The following is a 24,792-nucleotide window of genomic DNA, read 5'->3' as shown; positions in this document are numbered from 1 at the left end:
CGCAGTTTCGTAGAAAAACTGCGAGAAATTTTTATTCAGTATCAACAACTATTCATTCGTATTAAATAAAAAACAAACAAATCAAAATGAAAAAGATTCATGGAAAAATGATGAAGGGCATCACGGTCAGGAGCCTGATGATGCTCATGGCGCCGGCAGGTTCTAGCTACTGCCATGCCCTGCAAGCCACTCCTGCAAAGGCACAAGAGGCCATACAGCAAGCCACCATCGTGGTAAGCAATCCAACTTCCACACCCCGCACGGAACTCATCTCTCTCAGCATGAGCGACGTGAAGGCGAAGCTGGGCAATGCCACCCCCAAGAAGGGAGAGGCCTATATCGTGAAGAACAAGCGAGGACAGCAGATTGGCTCGCAGATTACCCACGATGGTCTTCTGCTCATAGATGCCAGCGTGCGTCCTCACGGTTCCGCCACTTACTACGTGAGCATCGGCAAGCCTTACCAGCAGAAGGTTTATGCCACCGGCGCTCTCTATAAGATAAGAAAGGATGATATCGCATGGGAGAACGACCGCTGTGCCTACCGCGTATATGGCCCTGCCCTTCAGAAGACCGGCGAGCGCTCCTTCGGCACCGACATCTGGGTGAAGAACACTCCTGATACCGTGGTTTACGAGCGATACGTAAAGGATATGAACGGAAATATCAAGGGCGATAAGATGGATGCCAAGGTGAGAGCCTTGCAGAAGCAGGAGAAGGTAGAGAAGAATACAGTAAAGGCAGCTGCTCTTGCCAAGCAAATCAAGGCCCTTCAGGCAGAATCACGAGAGACGGACATCCTCACCTCCTTCCATCTCGACCATGGCAACGGATTGGATCCTTATCGTGTGGGCGCTACCCTGGGATTGGGTGCACCAAGCCTCATGATGGGCACCCAGCAGTATCTGCCTTATTGCTACAAGACATACAGGATATTGGATAACGGTCCGCTCCGCTTCACCGTAGAGCTGACTTACAACCCATCTACCGTAGGCGATATGCAGAATGTGGTGGAGCACCGCATCATCTCGCTCGACAAGGGCAGCAACTTCAACAAGATGACCGTATGGTATGACGGCTTGACCACTCCTACCGATTTCGCCACCGGTTTCCCAATCCACGAGGAGGATACGGAGACGAAGACCTTCGCCAAGGATTACGTAAGCTATGCCGACCCTACGGATAACATCGAGGTAAACAATTCCCAGGTATATGTGGGCGTACTCTTCCCAGGAGGCATCGACAACACCTACTACCAGCTCTTTGATAAGAAGCACGATGGTGCCACCGGCCATGCTCTCGGCTTGAAACGAGGCTTGAAGAACAGAGAGAAGTACAGCTATTACTTCGGTGCTGCATGGAGCAAATATGATGTAAGGAGCTATGCCGAATGGCAGATCCGCATCAAGGATTACCTGGATGCATTGAAGAATCCTCTCCAGGTTGAGATAAAATAGAAACTTCGAATACTACTATTTTATCTCACTAGGAAATATTAGTTTCTTCACTGTGTAAATGTTTGTAATCCACGAAGAAAGTTATGTTCCGCAGTGCTGAACTTAAGTTCAACACTGTGGAATACAAGTTCAGCACTGCTGAACATAAGTTCAACACTGCTGAATATAGTTTTTAATTAAGAATACAAGAAATACTCATTCTTCTAAAAATCTTAAATCTTATAGTGCAATCAATCTTACTTCGTCATCTCGAAGCCCATGCGCACGCCATCGTAGTTATCCACAATGCTGCTCACGGCACTCATCGTAGTGCTGCCGGTAAGATTCAGCTTGCTCAGGGTCTTGACCAGCGTGAGCAGCTTCTTCTGCTCGAAGAGAAGGCTGATGCCATTGGTGGTGCGGGTGGCAAAACCCGAAGCACTTAGCAGCAAGCCCTTCAGCTGGATGGCATGCGTCTTCTCATCGAAGGTATAGGTGCCGTTCCATGCCTTGCCGTCAATCTTGGCTGCAAAGGTGCCATCGGTCTTGAAGGTAAAGTAGGTATTGCTCTTGCTGAAGCCGAACTTATTGTAGTACGTGCTCAGATTCTCCTCAATCTTGTTGGCTGCAATCTCGCCGCCAGCCTTTGCCAGCAGGTTCTCTGAGGTGAAGGCGCAACCCGGCTTGCTGTACTTCCAGGTATGGGCGCAGAGATCTGCCTGCGAGAAGGTGGCAGAACCTATCACATTGTTCAGAATGCCACTGATGATGCTGCTGCCGGTAGAGCTGCTGCCAGCAGTAGTTTTCTTCTTCGATGTCTTCTTAGTTGTTTTCTTCACAGGCATCAATTCAGAAAGTGAAGCCTCCTGAACAGCTTCATTCATTGCGCATACATTGCTGCCGGAAGTGCTGACAAGCACCAGGGCAGCCATCAAAAATACCTTTTTCATTTTTTACTTTCTATTTATTATAATTGTAACTATCGTTTCAAAAAATGCTTTTTTCATCATTATTTGTTATTTTCTTAGACGAAAGAGGCATCAAAAGGTTCAAAATATCGTTCAGAAAAGACATAAATGTTTCATTTTTTTGACATACATCAAAAAAGAACGATTATTAGCATAAATTTCTCAAAAAGTTTACCCGAATATGATAAGAAAACCCTATCTTTGCACCGTTAACAAATCACAATAGGTTATGAATGATTTAATTAAGGTCAACACAATGAGTGAGAATATGGCATTGAACAAGTGCCAGGAGATTCTCAACGATCGCCGTGAGGCTCTTGCTTCAAAGGCAAAGAAGAATGACTAAGGGTAACTTTCGCAAGAGAGTGCTCTTGAGGAAATTTACGTAAGAGAGAAAGGAAATTACGTAAAAAGATTATTTTCAGAATGACTCTTTGGTACTACAAAGAGAAAAGGCAAAAAGTCCCGTTGGCGAGTAAAATCGTTCAACGGGACTTTTTGGATTTCTATGCTGATCGGAATGATATCCCAGCGGGGGGATATTATTCCTGGCTCTTCTCAGCCTTCATGATTACCTCGACATGGTTGCCGCTCTTCATGAGTACATTCTTGAGAAAGTCGGAAACCTGCTCGCCACGGAGGTTCTTCACGAACTCCTTGTAGCCGGTATGGTTATCGAAACCGATACCTGTATAGTTGGCAATAACGCCAAGCCAGTAGGCATTGTTCTTCTCATCCACACCTGCCTGCTTCAGGAGAATCTCCTTCACCTTCTGCAAGTCGGCAGCATCTACCTGCTTCTCTACCTCTTCTACACCCTTGAAGAAATAGGTGATGGCGGTATCAGCCTTCTCCGGATTCAAGCCGGCATTGGCGGTAATGCTGATGGCTGCCTTGTCGTCGAAATCGCGGAGCATGCCGAAGGTGGCTCCTGCATGGTAAGCTGCACTCAACTGCTCACGGATGGTGCGCAGATACTGCATCTCCAGCAGTCGGGAGGTTACATCTGCCAGTACCATATTCTGCATAGAGAATGGCAACTTGGTGCTCCATATCTCTGATGCCTGGGTTTGAGGATTAGACATCGCCTTGGTAAAGTTGTTCTTCACCTCGCCCTTGGCGTATGGAATCTCCTTGTTCTTCAGCTTGAAGCCATTGTTTGGCAAGCTGGCGATATACTGCTCAATGAGCGGGAGGAGGGTCTTCTCATCGTAGTTGCCCACGAAGTAGAAGGTGAAGTCCTTGGCATTGCCGTAATACTCCTTGGCAAGCGCCATCAGGCGATCGTAGTTGATGGCGTTGATCTCATCAGAAGATGGAATGCGGCCAATCTTGCTGCCCAGGTAAAGGGTGCTCTGCAATGAATCCTGATATACCATGTTAGGATTGTTGCTCTGGTTGGCAAGAACAGTGGCAAAGGTATTCTGAAGATTCTTGAACGACTTCTCATCCTTGCTCAATGCTGTCATCTTGAGATAGATGAGCTGCATCAGGGTCTCAATGTCCTTAGGAGTAGAATTACCCGAGAGGCCATGGCTGTAAGGCTTGATGGAGAAGCCTACACCTGCCTGCTTGCCTGCGAGCGCCTTTTCAAGCTCGGTGCTTGAGAAATCGCCCAAACCGCTGGCACCCCAAGCCTCGCTCATCAGCATGATGCTAGGGTAATCGCTCTTCTCGAGAGCAGAATAACCCACCTTGGCATTGGCAGAGAAGAGAATCTCATTATCCTTGAAATCGGTCTTCTTCAATACCACCTTGGCACCGTTGGAAAGGGTAAGCTGCTTGTAACCCAGCTGCTTGTTCTCTACGGTCTTCTTGATCTTGCCTGGCTTAGGCAACTGAGCCATCAATGGCTCCTGCTTCACGTTGTCCACGTATGCCTCCAGCTTCTCTGAACGCACCTGCTTCACGATGCCGGCAAGCTCCTGCTCGGTAGGATAAACGGCACCCTCTGCTTCGCGCATCAGCACCATCGATACCAGGTTGGTATCGCTCTGGCAAACCAGCTGCTTGGCATAGGCATTGATGGCCTCCAATGGCAGCTGAGGTACTACCATCTTGTAGATCTGACTCTCGTCCTCTACCGATGGGATTGGCTCGTTGGAGATGAAGTTATCCACATACTGGGTGGTAAACTGCTCGTTCTTCATCTTATCCTTGTTGGCAAGCGTCTTATCTACCTGGCTCAGGAACTCCTCCTTGGCACGCTGATACTCAGTGGCGGTGAATCCGAAGTCGTGCATGCGCTTTGCCTCGCGCAATACGGCAGCATAAGCCTCCTTTACCTTACCTGGCTTTGCCACACCGATAAGACTGAAGGCACCCTTGGTAGAAGAGAGCAGGAAGTCGCCGTCGTCGGCACCTGCCTGAAGGAATGGGCAGTCAGCTTCCTGGGCAATCTCGGCATAGCGTGCACCCAGCATAGAGGTAACCACATTGTCCATGTATCCCTTCATGAGATAGCTCATGTTGCCCTTCATCGCATTAGGGATGGCAGGATGCTTCATAAAGATATTGAAGATATCATACTGCTGCTCCTTGTCCTTGTCGATTACGTAGATGGCTGTATCATTATCGGCAACTTCCACCGGCTCAATCTTGGCGGCATTGGCAGGCACCTTGATGCCCGAGAAGAGCTCCTTGATCTTGTTCTCGATATGGTTGACATCTACATCACCCACGATGATGATTGCCTGATTGTCTGGGCGATACCACTTGCGGTAGTAAGCACGCAGGGTTTCCGGCTTGCAGCCGTCGATGACGCTCATCAATCCGATAGGGAAACGGTAGCCATACTTGTTGTTCTGATAAAGCTTTGGCAAAGAGCGCTCTATCATGCGCTGCTGACCCACGATGCGCATACGGTACTCATTGTGTACCACGTCGCGCTCGTCATTGATGGCTTCCTCGGTAAGAGAGATGCCATTGCTCCAATCCTTGAGGATGAGCATGCATGAATCTACGGCTGTAGGGCGGGTAGTAGGTACATCGGTGAAGTAATATACGGTTTTCTCTACGCTGGTATAGGCATTGAGATTTCTACCATACTCCACGCCGATGCTCTGCAGGTAATCCTGGAGAGAGTTACCCTTGAAGTGATCGGTACCGTTGAAGGCGAGGTGCTCGAGGAGGTGAGCCAAACCGCGCTGATCATCGTTCTCATTGATAGAACCCACTTTCTGGGCAATGTAGAAGCTGGCTACATGCTCAGGATAACTGTTGTGACGAATGTAGTAAGTCAATCCATTGTCGAGATGACCAATCTTCACATTCTTATCCACAGGAATGGCTGGCATCTGTGCCATCGCACTTCCCACAGATAAACACAGCAGAAACGCTGCAAAAATCTTTCTTAGTTTCATCTGCTATTGATTTATAAAATTTCTTGTTTCAAATATTCCGCTTGCAAAATTACACAAAATAAAAAAGATTTGCAAACATTTGGGAGATTATCTTCCCCAATACCTGCAAATCTTAACGTAAAACTAACATTGGAAGCTCTTCATCCACGAACCGCGGTAAAGTCGGATGAGGAAAAGCGTGCCTCTGAGGGTAAGCTCCGTAGCCATCGCAATCCAGACACCTTCCAAGCCATAGCTCTTGGAAAGGGCGTAAGCCAGGGTGAGGCGCACCAGCCACATGGTACCCAGATTGATGGCGGCTGGCTTCCGGGTATCACCCGCTCCCACGCAGACACAATAGGTTACGATGCTCGCTGCAAAGAAAGGCTCGGCAAAGGCCTCGATGCGAAGGCAGGTGGTACCCAGCTCGCGGATGCTCTCTACCGGCGAGAGCACACCTATCATCTCGGGGGCAAAGACATACATCACCACTCCCATCAATGCCATCACGAACATGCCCAATCCCACCGTCATATAGGCGAAATTGCGGCAGAGATCGGTACGCCCGGCACCATGCGTCTGCCCCACCAGGGTGGTGGCGGCATCACCGATACCATAACCCGGCATATAGCAGAGGCTCTCGGCGGTGATGGCAAACGAGTGGGCAGCAATGGCGATATTGCCCAATGGTGCCACAATCATGGTGCTCACGATCTGCGCACCGCTCATCAGGACATTCTGTATGGCTATCGGGATGCTGATCTTGCAGGCATGGTGCAGGTATTCCTTCACCCATCGGAAAGGTTCCTTGTCCTGACGCAGATTGAGTATCCGGTTACGGCATGCCGTGAGGTAGAGATTGGGCAGCGAGATGCAGATATAGGCAAGCGCCGTGCCGCAGGCAGCTCCCACTACGCCCATCTTCATGACGTAGATGAAGAGGTAATTGAACACCACATCGCAGATGCATATCAGCACCGCCATCACACTCGGGGTATGCATGTTGCCTGCCGACTTGAGCATCATCTCGGAGATATGATACAGAAATACGAAGGGCAACGCCAAACCGTATATCAGAAAATACCGTGAGGAATTGCCCGCAATATCAGCACCGCCACCCAGCCAATAAGGCAGATGAGAATGCACTCCTACACATGCCAGGGTAACACAAAGGCTGAACACCAAACCGCATATCAGGGCATGGCGGAATACCTGGCGAGCCTTCACGAAATCGTTGGCTCCGATGAAATGAGCCACCTGCACCGAGAAACCGGTAGCTGCCGCACTGAGCAAACTGCCAATGAGCCAGTTGGTTGACTCGATAAGTCCGATGCTTGCCGAAGCCTCAGCACCCAGATGTCCCACCATGGATGCATCGATGAAGAACATCATCACGGTGGAAATCTGTGCCAGCATGGATGGAATACTCAACCCCACGATGAGATTGAGTTTCTCGCTGCGAGCCATCGCCCTACCCTCGCGTATCGACTCCATCAGATAATCTGTCTTATTCTTGAATAACATATTTTTTCTCTTATTAATTGCGTTAACGAAAAAATGGCGACTCCCGGAAGGAATCGCCACCTTTATTTAATTACATGAATTTCGTACCTTTGTTTTTCCCAAAACTTAACTTCCGCAGAGCGGAACAGTACTGTTTTTTGTCGTCACTGAATAAACAATCTTATTCTTACCTTAACTAACACCTGTCGTCCTTGAATAAACAATCTTTTCTAACTACCTTAACTAAAACCAATAAACCAATGAACAACAATCTTAACTTTACCTAACAACTAAACCTAATAAAATCTATTACCTAACTAAAAACCTAAAACTTATTTTTTCTGATGCAAAGGTACAACTATTTTCTGAAACTGCAATACTTTTAGCCGAAAAAATGCAGAAAACTAACATTTTTTTAATATAGATTGCGTTTTGTGCACGAACACAAACACTTGTTAACACATCAAAAAGGTATGTTAACACAAAGCGTTCCTAAGAATGCCATCAGATGGCAATCCTAGGAACGCTCCTATTCTATCACCTATATATAATAAGGTGTAAATCCCCCAAAAATCCTACTCTGTAATCCATTCTCCCTTGAGTGCCTGGGCAGCAGCTCTGGAACCCGGTATTACCTGACCCGGACGATAGTAGCTGTCGAGCACTATCTCGAAGCGAAGCATGGAATAGGCAGGGATTACGCTACTCGAACTCTGGGTAGAACCATAAGCCAGCTGATATGGGATATACACCAGCCAATGATCGCCGATGTGCATATTGAGCACGGCTGTGGTAAAACCATCTATCCAGCCACTCGCCAAATTGGTTGTAACCTGAGCAGTGGCCTTGTCGTAGGTACCCTCGAAGGTCTTATCGAATACATAACCTGCAGGATAAGTATCAGTGCCCAGCAATCTGCCAAGATAGCTCACCTTCACAGAATCGGTGTACATAGGGCATCCGCTGCCCTTGCCTTCCTTCAACACGCGAACCACGATGTGATCAGCATCCTTGTAGGAAAGCGGAACATCCATACCAGTCACATCCTTGTTAGATGTCTGGTTCTGGAGCGACCATTTGCGAATCACCTTCCATTCTTCGGTTCTGCCGGCAGCAATCTGTGCCTTGGCATACGCCAGCGTATCGGCAAAAGCCTGTTCGTTGCGCTCCTGCCAGTTGGCATACTCATCTACGGTGTTATCATCCTCGCTGCATGATGACAGGGCGAACACTGCCATCACGAGCAAGAAGAGATATTTAGAAATTCTTAATTTCATTACCAAGTTTCTTTAATACACTGGTGATACTTACGCGCTCCTCGATGATGCTGCGGAGGTCAGAGATAGCTACACGCTCCTGCTCCATGGTATCACGATAACGCAGCGTTACCTTGTGGTCGTTTGGTGTCTCGTGGTCAACGGTGATACAGAATGGAGTACCGATGGCATCCTGGCGGCGATAACGCTTACCGATGGAATCCTTAGGATCGCCATAGTGGGTATTGAAGTGGAACTTCAACTCATCTACGATTTCATGAGCCAACTCTGGCAAACCAAACTTCTTATCCAATGGGAATACGGCACACTTCACTGGAGCCAATGCCTCTGGCAGGCGCAATACCACACGTGTCTCACCATTCTCAAGCTTCTCCTCGCAGTAAGAGTGGCACATCACGCTGAGGAACATACGGTCAACACCGATAGAGGTCTCTACATCGTAAGGCACATAGCTCTCGTTCTTCTCAGGATCGAAGTACTTGATAGAGCGGCCGCTGTACTTCTCGTGCTGAGAAAGGTCGAAATTGGTACGGCTGTGGATACCCTCTACCTCCTTGAAGCCGAATGGCATCTTGAACTCGATGTCGGTAGCAGCATTAGCATAGTGAGCCAGCTTCTCGTGGTCGTGGTAACGGTAGTTCTCGTTGCCCATGCCCAGTGCCTCATGCCAAGCAAGGCGAACCTTCTTCCAATACTCAAACCACTTCATCTCTGTACCTGGCTGGCAGAAGAACTGCATCTCCATCTGCTCGAACTCACGCATACGGAATACGAACTGGCGGGCAACTACCTCGTTGCGGAATGCCTTACCAATCTGGCAGATACCGAATGGCAACTTCATACGGCCGGTCTTCTGTACGCTCAGATAATCTACGAAGATACCCTGAGCTGTCTCAGGACGGAGATAAACCTTGCTTGTAGCATCGCTGGCAGCACCCATCTGGGTAGAGAACATCAGGTTGAACTGGCGGACGTCTGTCCAGTTCTTGGTACCGCTGATAGGGCAGACGATACCCTCATCCTCGATAATCTGCTTCAGCATCTCCAGGTTAGGACCCTGCATTGCCTCAGTATAGCGGGCATGGAGATCATCAAACTTCTTCTGGTTCTCCAGTACACGAGGGTTGGTTGCACGGAACTGAGCCTCATCGAAGCTGTCGCCGAAGCGCTTCTGAGCCTTGGCAATCTCCTTGGCAATCTTCTCCTCATACTTAGCCATGTGATCCTCGATGAGCACATCGGCACGATAACGCTTCTTGGAATCACGGTTATCGATCAATGGGTCGTTGAAGGCATCCACATGTCCTGATGCCTTCCATACGGTAGGATGCATGAAGATAGCTGCATCGAGACCTACAATGTTCTCGTGCAACAATACCATACTCTGCCACCAGTACTGCTTGATATTATTCTTGAGCTCAACACCATTCTGACCATAGTCGTAAACGGCAGCCAAGCCATCATAAATTTCACTACTAGGGAACACAAAGCCATATTCCTTGCAATGGCTTACAATTTTCTTAAAAACATCTTCCTGTGCCATGATTAAATCTTATTTTTTTCAAATTTTCGGCAAAGATACTCTTTTTTCTCGAAAAATTGTTGTATTTTTGCCATAAATTAATAAAATAAGTATTAAAAGCTATATATGAGCGACGAAATTAAAGATAAAAACGAGATAAATGAGGAAAATACGCCTCAGGAACACTCCGACTACAAGCCGGTGAACCGTTTTGATGCTTCTGCCGTACATCACCTCAGCGGAATGTATCAGAACTGGTTCCTCGACTATGCTTCGTATGTCATCCTGGAGCGTGCCGTGCCTCATATCGAAGACGGATTGAAACCCGTACAGCGACGCATCCTCCACTCCATGAAGCGCATGGATGACGGAAGATACAACAAGGTGGCTAACATCGTGGGACATACGATGCAGTTCCACCCTCACGGTGATGCATCCATCGGAGATGCACTCGTGCAGATGGGACAGAAAGACCTGCTCATCGACACACAGGGTAACTGGGGTAACATACTCACCGGCGACCGTGCTGCCGCTCCCCGATACATCGAGGCACGACTCTCGAAATTTGCCCTGGATGTGGTATTCAACCCTAAAACCACCGACTGGCAACTCTCCTACGATGGCAGAAACAAGGAACCTATCACCCTGCCAGCCAAATTCCCGCTGCTCCTGGCACAAGGTGCCGAGGGTATCGCCGTGGGTTTGAGCAGCAAGGTACTGCCGCATAACTTCAACGACCTCTGCGATGCTGCCATCCACTACCTCAAGGGAGAACCCTTCCAGCTCTATCCGGATTTCCCTACAGGAGGCGCCATCGACGTAAGCAAATACAACGACGGACAGCGAGGAGGCGTACTGAAGGTAAGAGCCAAGATAGACAAGCTCGACAACAAGACACTCGTAATCAGCGAGATACCATTCAGCAAAACCACCGGAAGCCTCATCGACTCCATCACCAAGGCGGTGGAAAAGGGAAAGATCAAGGCAAGAAAGGTGGATGATGTCACATCAGCCAACGTGGAAATCCTCGTGCATCTGGCACCAGGCACATCTTCGGACAAGACGATGGATGCCCTCTATGCCTTCAGCGACTGCGAAATCAACATATCGCCCAACTGCTGCGTCATTGAGGACAACAAGCCGAAGTTCCTCACCGTGAGCGATGTGCTCAGACATAGCGTTGACCGCACCATGGGATTGCTCCGACGCGAACTGATGATCCGAAAGGGCGAGTTGGAAGAGCAGCTCTTCTTCTCTTCGCTCGAACGCATCTTCATAGAGGAGCGCATCTACAAGGAGCGCAAGTTCGAGCAGAGCAAGAGTCAGGACGAGGTAGTGGCATTCATCTACTCCAAGTTGGAGCCGTTCAAGGATCAGATCTTCACCGCCAATATCGACGGCAAGGGAAACGTGGAATACTCCTTCCACCGAGACATCACACGCGACGACATCCTCAAGCTCCTGGAAATCAAGATGCAGCGAATCCTGAAATATAATAAGGATAAGGCGGATGACCTCCTGCTGAAGATCAAGGCAGAACTGGCAGAAATAGAAAACGACCTCGCTCACATGACCGATGTCACCATCAACTGGTTTGAGTATCTCAAGGGCAAGTACGGAAAGATGCATCCTAGAAAAACCGAAATCAGGAACTTCGATACCATCGAGGTAACCAAGGTGGTGGAAGCCAACCAGAAACTCTACATCAACCGACAGGAAGGTTTCGTAGGTACAGGCTTGAAGAAGGATGAATTCGTATGCAACTGCTCTGACCTCGATGACATCATCATCTTCTACAAGGATGGAAAATTCAAGGTAACCAAGGTTGCCGACAAGATATTCGTGGGTAAGAACATCCTCCACGTGCAGGTGTTCAAGAAGAACGACAAGCGAACCATCTACAACTGCGTATATCGCGATGGCAAGCAGGGCGACTACTTCATCAAGCGATTCAACGTAACCGCCATGACGCGCGACAAGCTCTACGATATCACGCAGGGCACACCGGGAAGCCGCATCATCTACTTCACCGCCAACCCTAACGGTGAAGCGGAAATCATCAAGGTGACGATGGAACCTGATCTGAGCAAAAAACGCCAGAGCATCTTCCTGGAGAAAGATTTCTCAGAAATCCTCATCAAGGGACGTGCTGCCAAGGGCAACCTGCTCACCAAGCGAACCATCCGCCGCATCGGATTGAAGAGCCACGGACACAGTACCCTGGGAGGAAGAAAGGTATGGTTCGACCCGGATGTAAACCGCATCAACTATGATGAGAACGGCAGATTTCTGGGAGAATTCAACGATGATGACTCTATCCTGGTAGTACTCGACAACGGCGAATTCTACATCACCAACTTCGATGTGAACAACCATTACGAGGACAACATCCTGAGATTGGAGAAATGGGACGAGCACAAGATATGGACAGCCATTCTCTATGATGCCGACAATGAGGGATATCCATACATCAAGCGATTTACGATGGATGCCACCAAGCGCCATCAGAATTGTCTGGGAGAGAATCCGAACAGCAAGCTTATCCTGCTCACCGATACCCCATTCCCTCGCCTCAAGGTTACCTATGGTGGTGTGGATGCCATCCGACCTGCCGAGGAAATCGATGCCGAGCAATTCATCGCCCAGAAGAGTTTCAAGGCAAAGGGTAAGCGCCTGACGACATGGAAACTGGAAAGCATCGAGGAATTAGAACCGACAAGATTCCCGGAGCCTCCAGCAGAAGACGATTCAGATGCAGAAGATGCAACCGGCGATTCTGAAGGCGCAGGTAAGAATGCTGAAGCTGTAGAGAATCTCGATCCTGATGCAGGAAAAAGCGAGCAGCAGGTAATAGATGAACTGACCGGTCAAACCAATCTCTTCTCAGAAAAAGATTTCGAAGAAGATCAGAAAGACAAAGATTGGTTATCGAAGCAATAAAAGAATTCGAAAAGTTTTCGATATATATTTTTTAGGAGGGTGTACTTGGATACACCCTCCTTTTTCTCTATAGATGATTATATGCGTCGCATTGCTGTATATTTTTATTTCTTATACCCCTTCAGTTTCTCCAGGCAATAAGCCTTGAAATCATTCCAGTGGTAATAAGGCTCCACATCGCTCTTGATAGGAAGCGTAGCCTCATCCTCGCAGAGCAATACCTTCACCAGCACATCATTCGCCTTGTTGCGATAGAATACAAACTGAAGGTTGGTAGCCATCGGAGTAATCTTATAATCAAACCATTGAGAAGAAATTCTCTCAGGATCTCTGATCTCCTCGCCATATCCATTCAGATCCAGGAGACAAGTAAGCGGAGTAACCATCGTATCATGACCATATCTCAAGGTAGCACCCGGATGCGGAAGAGCTATGCAGCTATCAGCCTTCTCGATGATATCCATCAGAAGATTACGCTGGGAATATGGCTGAACATTGCCCGTATAAGGAGAATTGCCATACGCTATCTGCCACCAGATATTGGTACTTACCCAATTCTGATACAACTCCTCCTCAGTAAAGAGATCATAAAGCGAAACCTTGCCTCTCAACTCAGTACCCTGTACAGAGCTAGCCATCTCATAAAGCTTTCTGTTCAAGTCGCTCTGGTTGATATTCTGCTTCACCCAAGCCGGATCATTGAAAAGTTCCTGCATCACTCGGCTATAGTTAACGTGCTTCTGGGCAAACTCCTGCTGCACCACCTTGATGCCCACGCTATTTTTCAAGCTATCCAGGTATCTGTCTCCCTGATTCATATAGTACATATCATGCTCGCTGGCATCATGGAAGATGTGGAGCTTAGGATTCATGCGAAGCATCTGCTGCAAGCCATTCTCCATTGAGAGAATGCAGCGGATCACCACCGTGCTTCGTGCCTCAATATTCGTATTACCGGCAAAGATCTCAGGAAATCTTTCCATCATTCGCTTGGTAATACCCTGATGCTGGAGAGCTCCCAATGGAGTCAACTCGCCATCACGTCCCTTTGCCTCTTCACGAATCAGCTTCACCTTAGCCAGTGTTTCCTCACCCTTGGCAGTCAACTTACCTTCCTGCTTCGCCTTCAACAGGGAGAAATAAGGCACATCATACGCCTGCTTGCCAATCATATAGCGGGAGCCATGACGGCCATAGTGGCTCAGATAGAAAGGCTTATAGCCCTTAGGCGCCGGAGTTAACTGCTTCTGAGGTCCACGATAAGCCACATAGTTACTACCCGAAAGCGTAATGTCTCGCTTGAAATCCTCCAGAGGACTCTGAGCAGACAATGGCATCGCAAAAACAAGAGATGCCAACAATAATAGATTCTTTGTATTCATTGTTACTATAATTTTATTGTATAATTCATTTTTTTCATCATGATTATTTTCAGTTTGCCTGCAAAAGTACCATTATTTCTCGTAAAAAACAAACAAACCCGCTTTTTTCTGCTCATTTCTTCTTTTTATTCAAATATTTATTGTATCTTTGCACTCACAAATGCGCTTGTGGCGAAATTGGTAGACGCGCTAGACTTAGGATCTAGTGGTTCAGGCCGTGTAGGTTCGAGTCCTATCAGGCGCACCGAAGAAAATCCTAACTGCTTGATAATAAGCAGTTAGGATTTTTTCTTTCTAGAAATCAGGAAGTTATCATCAACCTACTTACTCATAGATATTGGAAGAAACAGTCGTCACATAACCACGTTTTTTGATTTAAATCAACAAATTCCCATATTTTACAAGAAAACCAGATAAACTATTCTTGTTTTTCGCATATTTCCTATACCTTTGCCCACGGAATTCCAATAAAAGAAAAGAAATAAAGTATTAATTTCGGTTTAAAAGATTAATTATGAAGAAGATTATGTTGAGCCTTATGATGGCTCTCGTTTCTGTTTGCGCAAGCGCACAGGTTTACATCGGTGGTACTGCTGGTATCTCTAGCAATAAGATTGGTGATGAAGATAGCAAGACAGCTTACAAGCTCATCCCAGAAATCGGTTATCAGTTCAACAACAAGTGGGATGCCGGTATCGAGGTAGGTATCCAGAAGGGCGATGTTTGCAAGATTGCCCGAGTAGGTGATGCTACTACCTTCACTATTGCTCCTTACGTACGCTATGCAGCAGTAGAGAGCAAGGTAGTTGATCTCTTCTTCGAGGGTACTATCGGTTATGGCAGTGTAAGCAAGGGCGGTGGCGACTTCTACGAGGTAGGCATCAAGCCAGGTTTGGCTGTTAAGCTTACAAAGCATGTTGAATTCATCTCAAAGATTGGCTTCCTCGGTTACAGAGGTTATTCTCCAGAAGAGGGCAAGAGCTCATCTACATTCGGAGTTGACGTAGATGCAAGCAACATTTCATTTGGAGCTATCTACAAGTTCTAATCTTAGAAAAGCTCATTTACTCATCGTAAATATATCAAGGGCGCAAGCTTTTTCCGCAACAGGAATAGCTTGCGCCTTGTTTTTGTGTGAAATCTCAATTTACATGAAACCTCAATAAAGGCAACTTATATGAAAACCTCAATATAGAGCAACCTTGATAACCCCATCTTTTCTATTCTCAAACACATCGTAGGCTTCCTCTATTCTAGATAACGGAAAACGATGGGTAATGAGAGGAGTGGTATCTATCTTGCCCTGTGCTATCAAGCTCAGGATTTCCTCACAATCACAGCCATCTACTCCACCCGTCTTGAAAATGAGATTCTTGCCATACATATCAGGAAGCGGAAGCATCTGGGGCTTATCATACATAGCAACAATAGTAACGATGGCATTAGGACGGGCACACTTCCATGCCAACTGGAAGGTATCTGAACCACCAGCTACCTCCATCACCACATCGGCTCCACCATGCAAACTCTGTTCCTCGACGAAGGTTTCGCAATCTTCCGGTTCTACCACAAGAACCTGCGGATAATGTTCCTGGATAAATGCTCTCCTGGCTTCTGATTTCTCGCAAACGATGATTTTTCCAGGATTCTTCAGTAAGGTGCAGAGCAAACAGCAAACTCCCGTAGGACCTGCTCCAATAATGAGAACCGTATCTTCTTCCTTAATTTCCGAGATTCGGGTTGCCCAGAATCCAGTGGCAAGAATATCGCCAACAAAGAGTGCCTGCTCATCGCTCACCGTATCAGGAATCTTATTCAATCCGGTAGTGGCATACGGAACTCTGACGTATTCCGTCTGGCCACCATCTATCCTGCACCCCAACGCCCAGCCACCGTGAGGAGAAGTACAGTTGTTTACGTATCCATGCTGGCAGTAGAAGCATTCGCCACAATAAGTCTCCACATTCACCGTTACTCTATCGCCCGGCTTCACATGGGTAACCTGCCCGCCTACTTCTTCTACAACACCCACCATCTCATGCCCCACGGTAATACCAGGTACGGCACGAGGCACTGAACCATGCTTGATATGCAGGTCGCTGGTACAGATACTGCTCATTGTTACTCTCACTATAGCATCCTTGGCATCCTTGATGGTAGGTTTCGCTTTCTCTACAAAAGCGAATTTTCCTTTTTTAATATATGTAAATGCTTTCATCGTCTCTAGTTTATTAATGTTTTATCGAAAATGCAAATATACAAAAAAATATTCATAGCATCATACGTTATGCCAACTTTTTATGCTTTGTTAAAATTAGAGTTTTTTTAACGAGAATATACTGAAAATTCACAGAATATATATATCTTTGCAGTATTATTATAACATCATATCACAAAAAACCATTCTATATGAATAATTACAAGAATATCAAGGCAAAGGTTCTGCGCATTGATGAAGAAGAACATAAGTTCGTCATCGAAGTAGAAAACAGAATTTACAAGGTAGGACAGATTGACTTCCAAAGGAGGCAACCCGCCCCTAAGACACTTGACTGTCTGATGATTACAACCCATCTAGGCAAGGTTTTTATTTCCCAGAACATAGAACACCTCATGAGAAAACATTATAAGGAAAATGATGAGGTGGATTTCAAGATCAAGATGACATTAGGTGATTTCTATCACCTGGAAGACGAATACGGCTTCACAGCCATGTTGAAAAGAGATACCATCATCAATGCAGCGCTCACTCCTAGAGTAAGATGCAGAGTGATGAAGTTCCGCCAGAAATACATGGAGGTACAACTCGTAGAAGTATTGGGCGCCGATAAGTCGGAGTTTTCACTTTCAGATAAAGATTTTCGTGAAATCATAGGTGATGAAAACTGGAATACCCCTGAGTTCAGAAATCTGATGCTCGGAGATACGCCTTCTGACATCTTCGACCTGGAGTGCCACCGATGGATAGCTGGCATCTCCAATCATCTCAGCCAAGATGAATTACAGACATTACTCCTGCAGATTCATTCCCAATGCATCGAAACGCTACAGGGAGAGAATCTACTACCCCGATGCAAGGAAGCCGAGCGCATGCTGCTCGAACAGCGATTTACCGATATCATCGAACTGATATCTTACTACATTCAAGCCATCAGAATATTAAGAGAGGGAAAGGCCGAGCATACCATCAGCCAGATTCTTTCCACTCTATCCACTTGTGCCTATATCTACCATCCACGCAAGCAGTTCTGCATCATGCAATGCATCTTCATGCTCGACTTTTCGATTATGGAAAAACTCATCACGTCTATTCTGACCACCCTTCGCAGCCAGCAGGTATATCTTTGGAACAGAAAACCCTTTCAGATGCAATGGCTCAAACTGTTACAAAGCTATGTAGAGAATATCTATCACCAGACAGACAGACTCTCCAGCGATGCAACAACCAAGGAAACCATGATTCAGGTTTTGACCATCGAGCTGATACTGGGACGTCATGCATCGCATAAGATTTACGACAACTCACTGAATCAGGCATTGCTCTATCGCTTGGTTTCGCTGATGAATGTAAGCGACCCAAACAAGACTCTCCAGAAAGCATTCCTTTCTCTCTTCACCCCGACAGAATTCAATGCTGCCCTTCCTTTCAACAGCGATGACGCATTCGTCCTCGCCAATATGCTCTGCTCCCAACAGGACAATGAAACCGTGGAGAGTTTTGAACCTGCCAAATATGAGAATGAAACAACTCTTCTCACCGTCAACGAGCAAGCTATCACCATACAGCCAAAGGATTTGGATAAAGAGAATGTATATATGCCTCTCTCTTCACGTATGGGATTATGGCATGGACTTTCCATCCGCCTGGACGAAAAACCACCGGTGAAACTGCGTGGAAAAGTAGGTACTACCATCGAACACTATAAGGAGCTGTGGGAATACATCAACCATTCTCTATTCTCCCAAAAGCGTAAGTCCTCAAAAAAGCAAAACAGAAAACTCTATATAGATGATGAAACGACCATCATCGTAACCAAACAACTGGCAGGACAGCTCTTATTTGAATGCAAAGTAGTAGAAGAAGGTTGTGAGGGAGTGGGAACGTTAGATGTTTTAAACGATGTTGTACCTTTCTTCCCTGGCGACATCAACACCCAGTCGTTTGAATATCAAGGGATGCCGCTCTTGTTGCATGCTTACGTAAAAGAAGTCAACAATGATGGAAGTTATGTCTTTGCCATGCGTGATATGATCAGCGAATACGCAGACGACGTACGAGTAAACGATCTGTTTTATAACTCTCGCCTCACCTGTCTGCTCTTCAATCAGGTATCAGACGTACCTCGTGTTCCTGCCGTAAGCAGCGAAGGCTTTTCAGTTTCCGTATGTCCTGCCCCTGGCATGACTCTCGATGATTTGAAAAAAGGTATGGTGATAGAAGTTGATAACATTACGGAAGGAACCAATGGTTATCTCAACGGCACCTTCCTGCGGGAATCACCGGAAAGCCGATTCAGTCTTGCCGATGCTTTCCATCAGCTGATGCTGGGGTATGCAGCACATGAGGTTTACAATCCAAAGAATGAAAAGGATGAATTGGCTAATGCGATGCCTATAGAGAAAGTATATGTATCGGAAATGATGAGCATCATAGATGCCAAAGCCACCCTAGAAGAAGACAAGATCAAGGCATACAACTATCTCAATTTCTGCCGACTTCTTGCCATCATGCTCGACAGCAAGGAGAGAACCAGTTATTACGATAGTCGACTTACGCTCCTGGAGGTGCTCAACGACTTTGCAACATTAGATAAGGTAGATATCAACAAGATTGAGCATATCGCCGAAAAGGAACCGGAATTGTTTGAACGCAATGCCATCCTTCGCCACGACTTTATGCAATTGCGTATCATCGGTTGTCTGGATAGCGAGGAACACTACGAAGACCTGTACCATTGGAGCTGTCTTACAGAAGATCCTCACCTGCAGCAACTGGCATCGCTCGTGCTCTCTCATAACTTCGTGAAGAAATCGGGACTTCTCACCCAAGCCGGTGATATCCTCGACAAGATTCGCGCTCTTCTGAAACTCCACAAGTCATCTTCCAACAAGAAGAACTATGGCAAGGAAGATTTCCATACCGAGTTCAAGACCTCCATCATCTATCCGGAAAACTCCATGCGAGTGGATGTACAGGCACAAACCGTCAAGATTATGCAGGAAATATGTGCCTTCCTCAATGCCGAGGGCGGCCATCTCTATCTGGGCGTATCGGATATTGGCTATGAAATGGGATTGGAAGAGGACTTGAAGAACCCGCTCTTCAAAGGCTCCAGAGATAAGTATGAGGTATATGTCAACAATCAGATCATCTATTATCTCGGTCAGGAAGGAGCACATTATATACATACTCACTTCGATACGGATATCAGCAATGCGGTACTCATCATCGACATCGAGCCATGCCCTACACCTAAAGCCGTAGGCAATGTATATTATGAACGCATGGGTACATCTGCGCGCAAGGTAAACGAAACCTATAAGGACAAGTTCCTTGCCATCAGAAAACAATGGGCAGAAGAGCACATTCCGCATGCAGTGGTTACACAGGAAGAAATGCCGACTGCGTTAGAAAACACTCTAGCCACCAAGGAGTCAAAAAACTCCACTAAGCATGTAGAATCTGCTCCTATCACCGACCACATCCAAACCTCACGTCTGCGCAACAATGCATTGCACGATTACGAGGAAGGCTACCGCCCTATCACGGCAGTCATCTGTCTGATGGACACGGACGAATACAAGATACTGGATGAAGACGACTGGCAGGATTATCGCCTGAAACTGGCTGTTCATGAAGACGAAGAAGAAGGATGGCTCATTCTTGTCTATGAAAGCGGAAAGGTATGCAAGGTTTCGATGGCAGAGCTCTTGCAGAGAGAACGGGGCAGAGCATTCAAGCGTTACGCTGGCGAAAAACTCATCTTTGCGTCCGTCGCCTCAGACAAGGACTCTGTATGTGTGGGATTCATTGACGGCAAGACCAACCATTACGTCAGATTTGATGATGTTGACAGATTCGAACATGGCAAGATGCAGGCAGAAGGTACCCTCCCTATGGATGTACCGAATGCCGGCGTTCATTATGTAGAAGTTATTGCGCAGAATCAAGTACCTGTCAATAGAAACATTGGTAGAAAGACCATCGGATGCATCCTGAAAACCGTAGAAGGAAGAAGATGCATGGAAGTTCTTCCCGACTGTAATTTGAAATAAATAGGTTACACCATCATTTTTTCCAGTTGCGCCTGTGCCTTTCTCATATCCTGCTCAAAACTTACATGGTCGAGAAGGAAACCATCTCTTCCATCAGCAAGTTTCTGATAAAGCTGCGGATTCATGCCATCCACATACTGGCTGATAGCATATTCGATATCATCACGCTGCGTGGGATTGGTAGAGAACTCATAGACACGAAGCTTCTGATGAATAAAGCAATAAGCCGACTCTATACAGTCTTGAGAGATACTGGATAGAGAGCAACTGTCTTGATTGGTACTGTCTCCAAAATGGGTGAAGCCCTCTTTACCGAGGGTTTCACCTTTATTTATATTTTCACCTTTGTTTATATATTGATTCATATCCATTATTTCACTCCCTTCATTGACAAGGCAATGCGCTTGCGCTTCAAATCTACTTCTGTCACTCTCACCATCACATGCTCATGGAGCTTCACTACTTCACTAGGGTCACTGATGTAGCGGTTTGACATCTGTGAAACGTGAACCAATCCATCATTGTGAACACCTATATCTACAAAGGCGCCAAATTTGGTGATATTGGTTACGATGCCAGGCACTACCATCCCCTCCTGCAGATCCTCAATGGTCTTGATGCTTGCATCAAACTCAAATTTTTCAACCTCTCCACGAGGATCCAAACCAGGTTTGTCAAGCTCAGCCATAATATCCATCAAAGTAGGCATACCCACCTCAGCAGTGACATATTTCTTAATATCTATTTTCTTCTGCAAATCCTTATCTTCCACCAGCTGCTTCACGGTGACTCCCTGATCTTTCGCCATCTGCTCAACCAAGGCATAACGCTCTGGGTGAACAGCACTGTTATCCAAAGGATTCTTGGCACCAGGAATACGGAGGAAGCCGGCACACTGCTCGAAAGCAGAAGGCCCCAGACGTGGCACCTTCTTCAACTGGGCACGCGAAGCAAAGGCTCCATTCTCCTTACGGTATTCCACAATATTCTTGGCAAGAGTAGGACCGAGACCACTCACGTAGGTAAGAAGATGCTGCGATGCGGTATTCAGGTTGACACCCACCGAGTTTACACAACTCATCACCACGGTATCCAAGCTCTTCTTAAGCTGTGTTTGATCCACATCATGCTGATACTGTCCTACACCGATGCTCTTAGGATCAATCTTTACCAGTTCGGCAAGCGGATCCATCAGTCGGCGACCAATACTTACAGCACCACGCACGGTTACATCCTCATCCGGGAATTCATCTCTGGCAATCTTGGAAGCAGAATAGATAGAAGCACCATCCTCACTTACTACATAGATATCCACAGGGTGTGGATAACTTATTTCGTGCAACCAGTCACTCGTCTCGCGACTTGCCGTACCATTACCCACAGCCATCGCCTCTACCTGATACATCTTCACCATGCGCAGGATAGCCGAAGTAGCCTCATTTTTCTTATTACGAGGAGGATGAGGATAAACGATTTCATGATGAATCAGATTACCTTGTGCATCCAGACAACAAGTCTTGCAACCATTGGCAAAACCAGGATCAACAGCCATCACTCGCTTCTGACCTAAAGGAGCAGCGAGCAAGAGCTGGCGCAGGTTCTCAGCAAAAACCACAATTGCCTCTTCATCCGCCTTCTGCTTACTGAGAGCAGCAAATTCGGTTTCAATACTAGGTTTCAAAAGACGCTTAAAGGCATCATCCACCGCTTCGCCAACCAATGTCTGGCACTCACCATATCCATGCACATAGTGGCGCTTCAACTTATCCTGGCACTGCTCATCATCTGCAGAGATACTGATACGGAGGAAACCGGCAGCCTCACCACGGCGCATCGCCAAGAGGCGATGGGAAGAACATTTCTTCAAAGGCTCAGAGAAATCGAAGTAATCAGAAAAGCGCTGAGCTTCCTCCTCATCCTTCTTCTTGGCAACCACCTTAGAGGTGATGATAGCGCCACGACGGAACTCGCCACGAATCTGGTTTCTACTCTCCTCGCTCTCGCTCACCATTTCGGCAATGATATCCTTAGCACCCTGCAGGGCAGCATCAGCATCCTTCACCTTGTCGCTTACAAACTTCTTAGCAGCTTGCAGCGGGTTGCGTTCACGCTGAAAAAGCAGAACTTGCGCTAAAGGTTCCAAACCAGCCTCACGTGCAATCTGTGCACGGGTTCTGCGCTTAGGTTTGAAAGGAAGGTAGATATCCTCCAATTCTGTGGCATCCCAACAGTTTTCGATACGCTTTTTAAGAGCATCTGTCAGTTTACCTTGCTCATCAATAGTCTTCAGGATGGTTTCTTTTCGTTTCGCCATTTCCTTCAACTTCTCGTTTGCCTGAGCGATGGCCTCGATATTCACCTCATCCATATTTCCCGTTTTCTCCTTACGATAACGGGAAATAAAAGGAATGGTGCATCCTTCTTCAAGAAGCTCCAATGTATTCTCGACAGCCTGCTCACGTAATTTGAGTTGGGCTGCAATAATCTTTGTAAATTGATTCATAATTAATTTCTATTTTTGTGAATGCAAAGATACAAAAAAGCCTCAGAAATCTTTCGAAATCTGAGGCTTTGATAAAAGAAGGCGGCTACCTACTCTCCCGCATTGCATTGCAGTACCATCGGCGCAAGTGAGCTTAACTTCTCTGTTCGGAATGGGAAGAGGTGGGACCTCACCGCAATAACCACCTGATAATGGGGTATGACGTATTTGCACACAAGCAAAACAAGATAATGAACTGTATATACAGTTGAAACTATGAACTTTCCTAAAGAAAGTGTTCGGGCAATTAGTAATGCTCGGCTTTGACATCGCTGTCTTTACACCTGCATCCTATCAACGTCATCGTCTTTGACGACCCTCAATGGAGTTCTCATCTTGCGGCTGGCTTCGCACTTAGATGCTTTCAGCGCTTATCCAATCCAGACTCAGATACCCAGCGGTGCGCCTGGCGGCACAACTGGTAAACCGGAGGTCTGTCCATCACGGTCCTCTCGTACTAGTGACGGCACCACTCAAAACTCCCACGCCCACGATAGATAGAGACCGAACTGTCTCACGACGTTCTGAACCCAGCTCGCGTGCCACTTTAATGGGCGAACAGCCCAACCCTTGGGACCTTCTCCAGCCCCAGGATGTGACGAGCCGACATCGAGGTGCCAAACCACCCCGTCGATATGAGCTCTTGGGGGGGATCAGCCTGTTATCCCCGGAGTACCTTTTATCCTTTGAGCGACGGAGTTTCCATACACATCCGCCGGATCACTATGCCCCAGTTTCCTGCCTGCTCGGCATGTCTGCCTCCCAGTCAAGCGCCCTTATGCCATTGCACTCTTTGAGGTCGGTTACCAATCGACCCGAGGGCACCTTTGGAAGCCTCCGTTACGCTTTTGGAGGCGACCACCCCAGTCAAACTACCCACCAAGCAGTGTCCGCGCATCGCGCGTTAGACCTCAGACAGCCAAAGGGCCGTATTTCAAGGATGGCTCCACGAAAGCTGGCGCTCCCGCTTCAAAGCCTCCGGCCTATCCTACACATCGGATGACCAAGGTCAATGCTAAGCTGTAGTAAAGGTTCACGGGGTCTTTTCGTCCCATCGCGGGTAATCGGCATCTTCACCGATACTACAATTTCACTGAGCTCATGGTTGAGACAGCGTCCGGATCATTACACCATTCGTGCAGGTCGGAACTTACCCGACAAGGAATTTCGCTACCTTAGGACCGTTATAGTTACGGCCGCCGTTTACCGGGGCTTCAATTCAATGCTTCCCATTGCTGGTGACATCTCCTCTTAACCTTCCGGCACCGGGCAGGTGTCAGGCTGTATACCTCATCTTTCGAGTTTGCACAGCCCTGTGTTTTTGTTAAACAGTTGCCTGGACCTATTCTCTGCGCCTCGCTCATCACGAGGACCCTTTATCCCGAAGTTACAGGGTCAATTTGCCTAGTTCCTTAACCATGAATCTCTCAACGCCTTAGTATGTTCTACCCGACCACGTGTGTCCGTTTGCGGTACGGGTGCCGCATGGGTTAAGCTTAGCGGATTTTCTCGGGAGTATGATTACCCACACTATTGGATTCTTCCGAAGAAGACTCCATACTGTCAAGTTCAGCTCGGATGGTGGATTTGCCTGCCATCCTCAAC

At 47.1% G+C, this 24,792-nt stretch carries 13 protein-coding genes, 1 tRNA gene and 2 rRNA genes (1 of these 16 only partly in view); 5 read left to right on the top strand and 11 right to left on the bottom strand.

Annotation, left to right across the window (positions count from 1 at the left end):
* Nucleotides 1-86: 86 nt before the first annotated feature.
* Nucleotides 87-1,457 (top strand): DUF4861 domain-containing protein, encoded by a 1,371-nt coding sequence (locus DXD25_RS04370; RefSeq protein ID WP_233522185.1) that lies wholly within the window; start codon nucleotides 87-89, stop codon nucleotides 1,455-1,457.
* 236 nt (nucleotides 1,458-1,693) lie between these two features.
* Here the strand turns inward: DXD25_RS04370 and DXD25_RS04365 are convergent, their stop codons facing one another.
* From DXD25_RS04365 to DXD25_RS04345, 5 genes are all read right to left on the bottom strand, one after another.
* On the bottom strand, nucleotides 1,694-2,386 hold the full coding sequence (locus DXD25_RS04365; protein ID WP_117661949.1) for a DUF4923 family protein: 693 nt from the start codon (nucleotides 2,384-2,386) through the stop codon (nucleotides 1,694-1,696).
* Between the two features lie 560 nt (nucleotides 2,387-2,946).
* Nucleotides 2,947-5,766, bottom strand: a complete 2,820-nt coding sequence (locus tag DXD25_RS04360; protein ID WP_117661948.1) for a pitrilysin family protein — start codon at nucleotides 5,764-5,766, stop codon at nucleotides 2,947-2,949.
* Between the two features lie 123 nt (nucleotides 5,767-5,889).
* Nucleotides 5,890-7,269 carry an MATE family efflux transporter gene (locus DXD25_RS04355; protein ID WP_117661947.1) on the bottom strand — a complete coding sequence of 460 codons (1,380 nt, stop codon included), beginning with the start codon at nucleotides 7,267-7,269 and terminating at the stop codon, nucleotides 5,890-5,892.
* Between the two features lie 554 nt (nucleotides 7,270-7,823).
* Nucleotides 7,824-8,525: an FKBP-type peptidyl-prolyl cis-trans isomerase gene (locus tag DXD25_RS04350; protein ID WP_117661946.1), complete on the bottom strand. Its 702-nt coding sequence runs from the start codon at nucleotides 8,523-8,525 to the stop codon at nucleotides 7,824-7,826.
* Nucleotides 8,506-10,068 carry a glycine--tRNA ligase gene (locus tag DXD25_RS04345; RefSeq protein ID WP_117661945.1) on the bottom strand — a complete coding sequence of 521 codons (1,563 nt, stop codon included), beginning with the start codon at nucleotides 10,066-10,068 and terminating at the stop codon, nucleotides 8,506-8,508. Before DXD25_RS04345 ends, DXD25_RS04350 begins: the two co-directional genes overlap by 20 nt.
* 105 nt (nucleotides 10,069-10,173) lie before the next feature.
* Here DXD25_RS04345 and DXD25_RS04340 point away from each other — a divergent pair, with 105 nt between their 5' ends.
* Nucleotides 10,174-12,987 (top strand): DNA gyrase/topoisomerase IV subunit A, encoded by a 2,814-nt coding sequence (locus DXD25_RS04340; RefSeq protein WP_117661944.1) that lies wholly within the window; start codon nucleotides 10,174-10,176, stop codon nucleotides 12,985-12,987.
* A gap of 104 nt (nucleotides 12,988-13,091) precedes the next feature.
* Here the strand turns inward: DXD25_RS04340 and DXD25_RS04335 are convergent, their stop codons facing one another.
* Nucleotides 13,092-14,369: a histidine-type phosphatase gene (locus tag DXD25_RS04335; protein ID WP_117661943.1), complete on the bottom strand. Its 1,278-nt coding sequence runs from the start codon at nucleotides 14,367-14,369 to the stop codon at nucleotides 13,092-13,094.
* A 162-nt stretch (nucleotides 14,370-14,531) separates the two neighbouring features.
* On the opposite strand from DXD25_RS04335, the gene DXD25_RS04330 reads away from it, so the two are divergent.
* Together DXD25_RS04330 and DXD25_RS04325 are read left to right on the top strand one after the other, a co-directional pair.
* A tRNA-Leu gene (locus tag DXD25_RS04330) sits at nucleotides 14,532-14,613 on the top strand.
* 270 nt (nucleotides 14,614-14,883) lie between these two features.
* Nucleotides 14,884-15,417: an outer membrane beta-barrel protein gene (locus DXD25_RS04325; RefSeq protein WP_117661942.1), complete on the top strand. Its 534-nt coding sequence runs from the start codon at nucleotides 14,884-14,886 to the stop codon at nucleotides 15,415-15,417.
* A gap of 138 nt (nucleotides 15,418-15,555) precedes the next feature.
* Here DXD25_RS04325 and DXD25_RS04320 read toward each other — a convergent pair whose 3' ends face one another.
* Complete coding sequence (locus DXD25_RS04320) at nucleotides 15,556-16,587, bottom strand: alcohol dehydrogenase (RefSeq protein ID WP_117661941.1); 1,032 nt, start codon at nucleotides 16,585-16,587, stop codon at nucleotides 15,556-15,558.
* 191 nt (nucleotides 16,588-16,778) lie between these two features.
* Between DXD25_RS04320 and DXD25_RS04315 the strand changes: the two genes are divergently transcribed.
* Entirely contained in the window at nucleotides 16,779-20,645 is a 3,867-nt protein-coding gene (locus DXD25_RS04315; RefSeq protein ID WP_117661940.1) for a helix-turn-helix domain-containing protein, read from the top strand.
* Nucleotides 20,646-20,650: 5 nt separating this feature from the next.
* Here DXD25_RS04315 and DXD25_RS04310 read toward each other — a convergent pair whose 3' ends face one another.
* The 4 genes from DXD25_RS04310 to DXD25_RS16920 all read right to left on the bottom strand — a co-directional run.
* Nucleotides 20,651-21,010 carry a hypothetical protein gene (locus DXD25_RS04310; protein WP_367379914.1) on the bottom strand — a complete coding sequence of 120 codons (360 nt, stop codon included), beginning with the start codon at nucleotides 21,008-21,010 and terminating at the stop codon, nucleotides 20,651-20,653.
* Between the two features lie 5 nt (nucleotides 21,011-21,015).
* A complete protein-coding gene (locus tag DXD25_RS04305; RefSeq protein ID WP_117661939.1) occupies nucleotides 21,016-23,148 on the bottom strand; it encodes a Tex family protein in 2,133 nt (710 codons plus the stop codon).
* A gap of 76 nt (nucleotides 23,149-23,224) precedes the next feature.
* Nucleotides 23,225-23,337: ribosomal RNA gene (gene rrf, locus DXD25_RS04300) — 5S ribosomal RNA — on the bottom strand.
* Nucleotides 23,338-23,414: 77 nt separating this feature from the next.
* A 23S ribosomal RNA gene (locus DXD25_RS16920) occupies nucleotides 23,415-24,792 on the bottom strand (it continues 1,643 nt past the right edge of the window).

The organism is Prevotella sp. TF12-30 (genome assembly GCF_003436715.1).
Lineage (GTDB): Bacteria > Bacteroidota > Bacteroidia > Bacteroidales > Bacteroidaceae > Prevotella > Prevotella copri_A.
The sequence above is the reverse complement of the archived record's forward strand: the minus strand, read 5'-3'. Positions and strand labels throughout refer to the sequence as shown.

What these genes read in the sequence shown, in the direction of transcription:
- DXD25_RS04325 (WP_117661942.1), top strand. Translation starts at nt 14,884, where the DNA reads ATGAAGAAGATTATGTTGAGCCTTATGATGGCTCTCGTTTCTGTTTGC.
- DXD25_RS04340 (WP_117661944.1), top strand. Translation starts at nt 10,174, where the DNA reads ATGAGCGACGAAATTAAAGATAAAAACGAGATAAATGAGGAAAATACG.
- DXD25_RS04315 (WP_117661940.1), top strand. Translation starts at nt 16,779, where the DNA reads ATGAATAATTACAAGAATATCAAGGCAAAGGTTCTGCGCATTGATGAA.
- DXD25_RS04310 (WP_367379914.1), bottom strand. Translation starts at nt 21,010, where the DNA reads ATGAATCAATATATAAACAAAGGTGAAAATATAAATAAAGGTGAAACC.
- DXD25_RS04370 (WP_233522185.1), top strand. Translation starts at nt 87, where the DNA reads ATGAAAAAGATTCATGGAAAAATGATGAAGGGCATCACGGTCAGGAGC.
- DXD25_RS04360 (WP_117661948.1), bottom strand. Translation starts at nt 5,766, where the DNA reads ATGAAACTAAGAAAGATTTTTGCAGCGTTTCTGCTGTGTTTATCTGTG.
- DXD25_RS04350 (WP_117661946.1), bottom strand. Translation starts at nt 8,525, where the DNA reads ATGAAATTAAGAATTTCTAAATATCTCTTCTTGCTCGTGATGGCAGTG.
- DXD25_RS04355 (WP_117661947.1), bottom strand. Translation starts at nt 7,269, where the DNA reads ATGTTATTCAAGAATAAGACAGATTATCTGATGGAGTCGATACGCGAG.
- DXD25_RS04365 (WP_117661949.1), bottom strand. Translation starts at nt 2,386, where the DNA reads ATGAAAAAGGTATTTTTGATGGCTGCCCTGGTGCTTGTCAGCACTTCC.
- DXD25_RS04335 (WP_117661943.1), bottom strand. Translation starts at nt 14,369, where the DNA reads ATGAATACAAAGAATCTATTATTGTTGGCATCTCTTGTTTTTGCGATG.
- DXD25_RS04345 (WP_117661945.1), bottom strand. Translation starts at nt 10,068, where the DNA reads ATGGCACAGGAAGATGTTTTTAAGAAAATTGTAAGCCATTGCAAGGAA.
- DXD25_RS04305 (WP_117661939.1), bottom strand. Translation starts at nt 23,148, where the DNA reads ATGAATCAATTTACAAAGATTATTGCAGCCCAACTCAAATTACGTGAG.
- DXD25_RS04320 (WP_117661941.1), bottom strand. Translation starts at nt 16,587, where the DNA reads ATGAAAGCATTTACATATATTAAAAAAGGAAAATTCGCTTTTGTAGAG.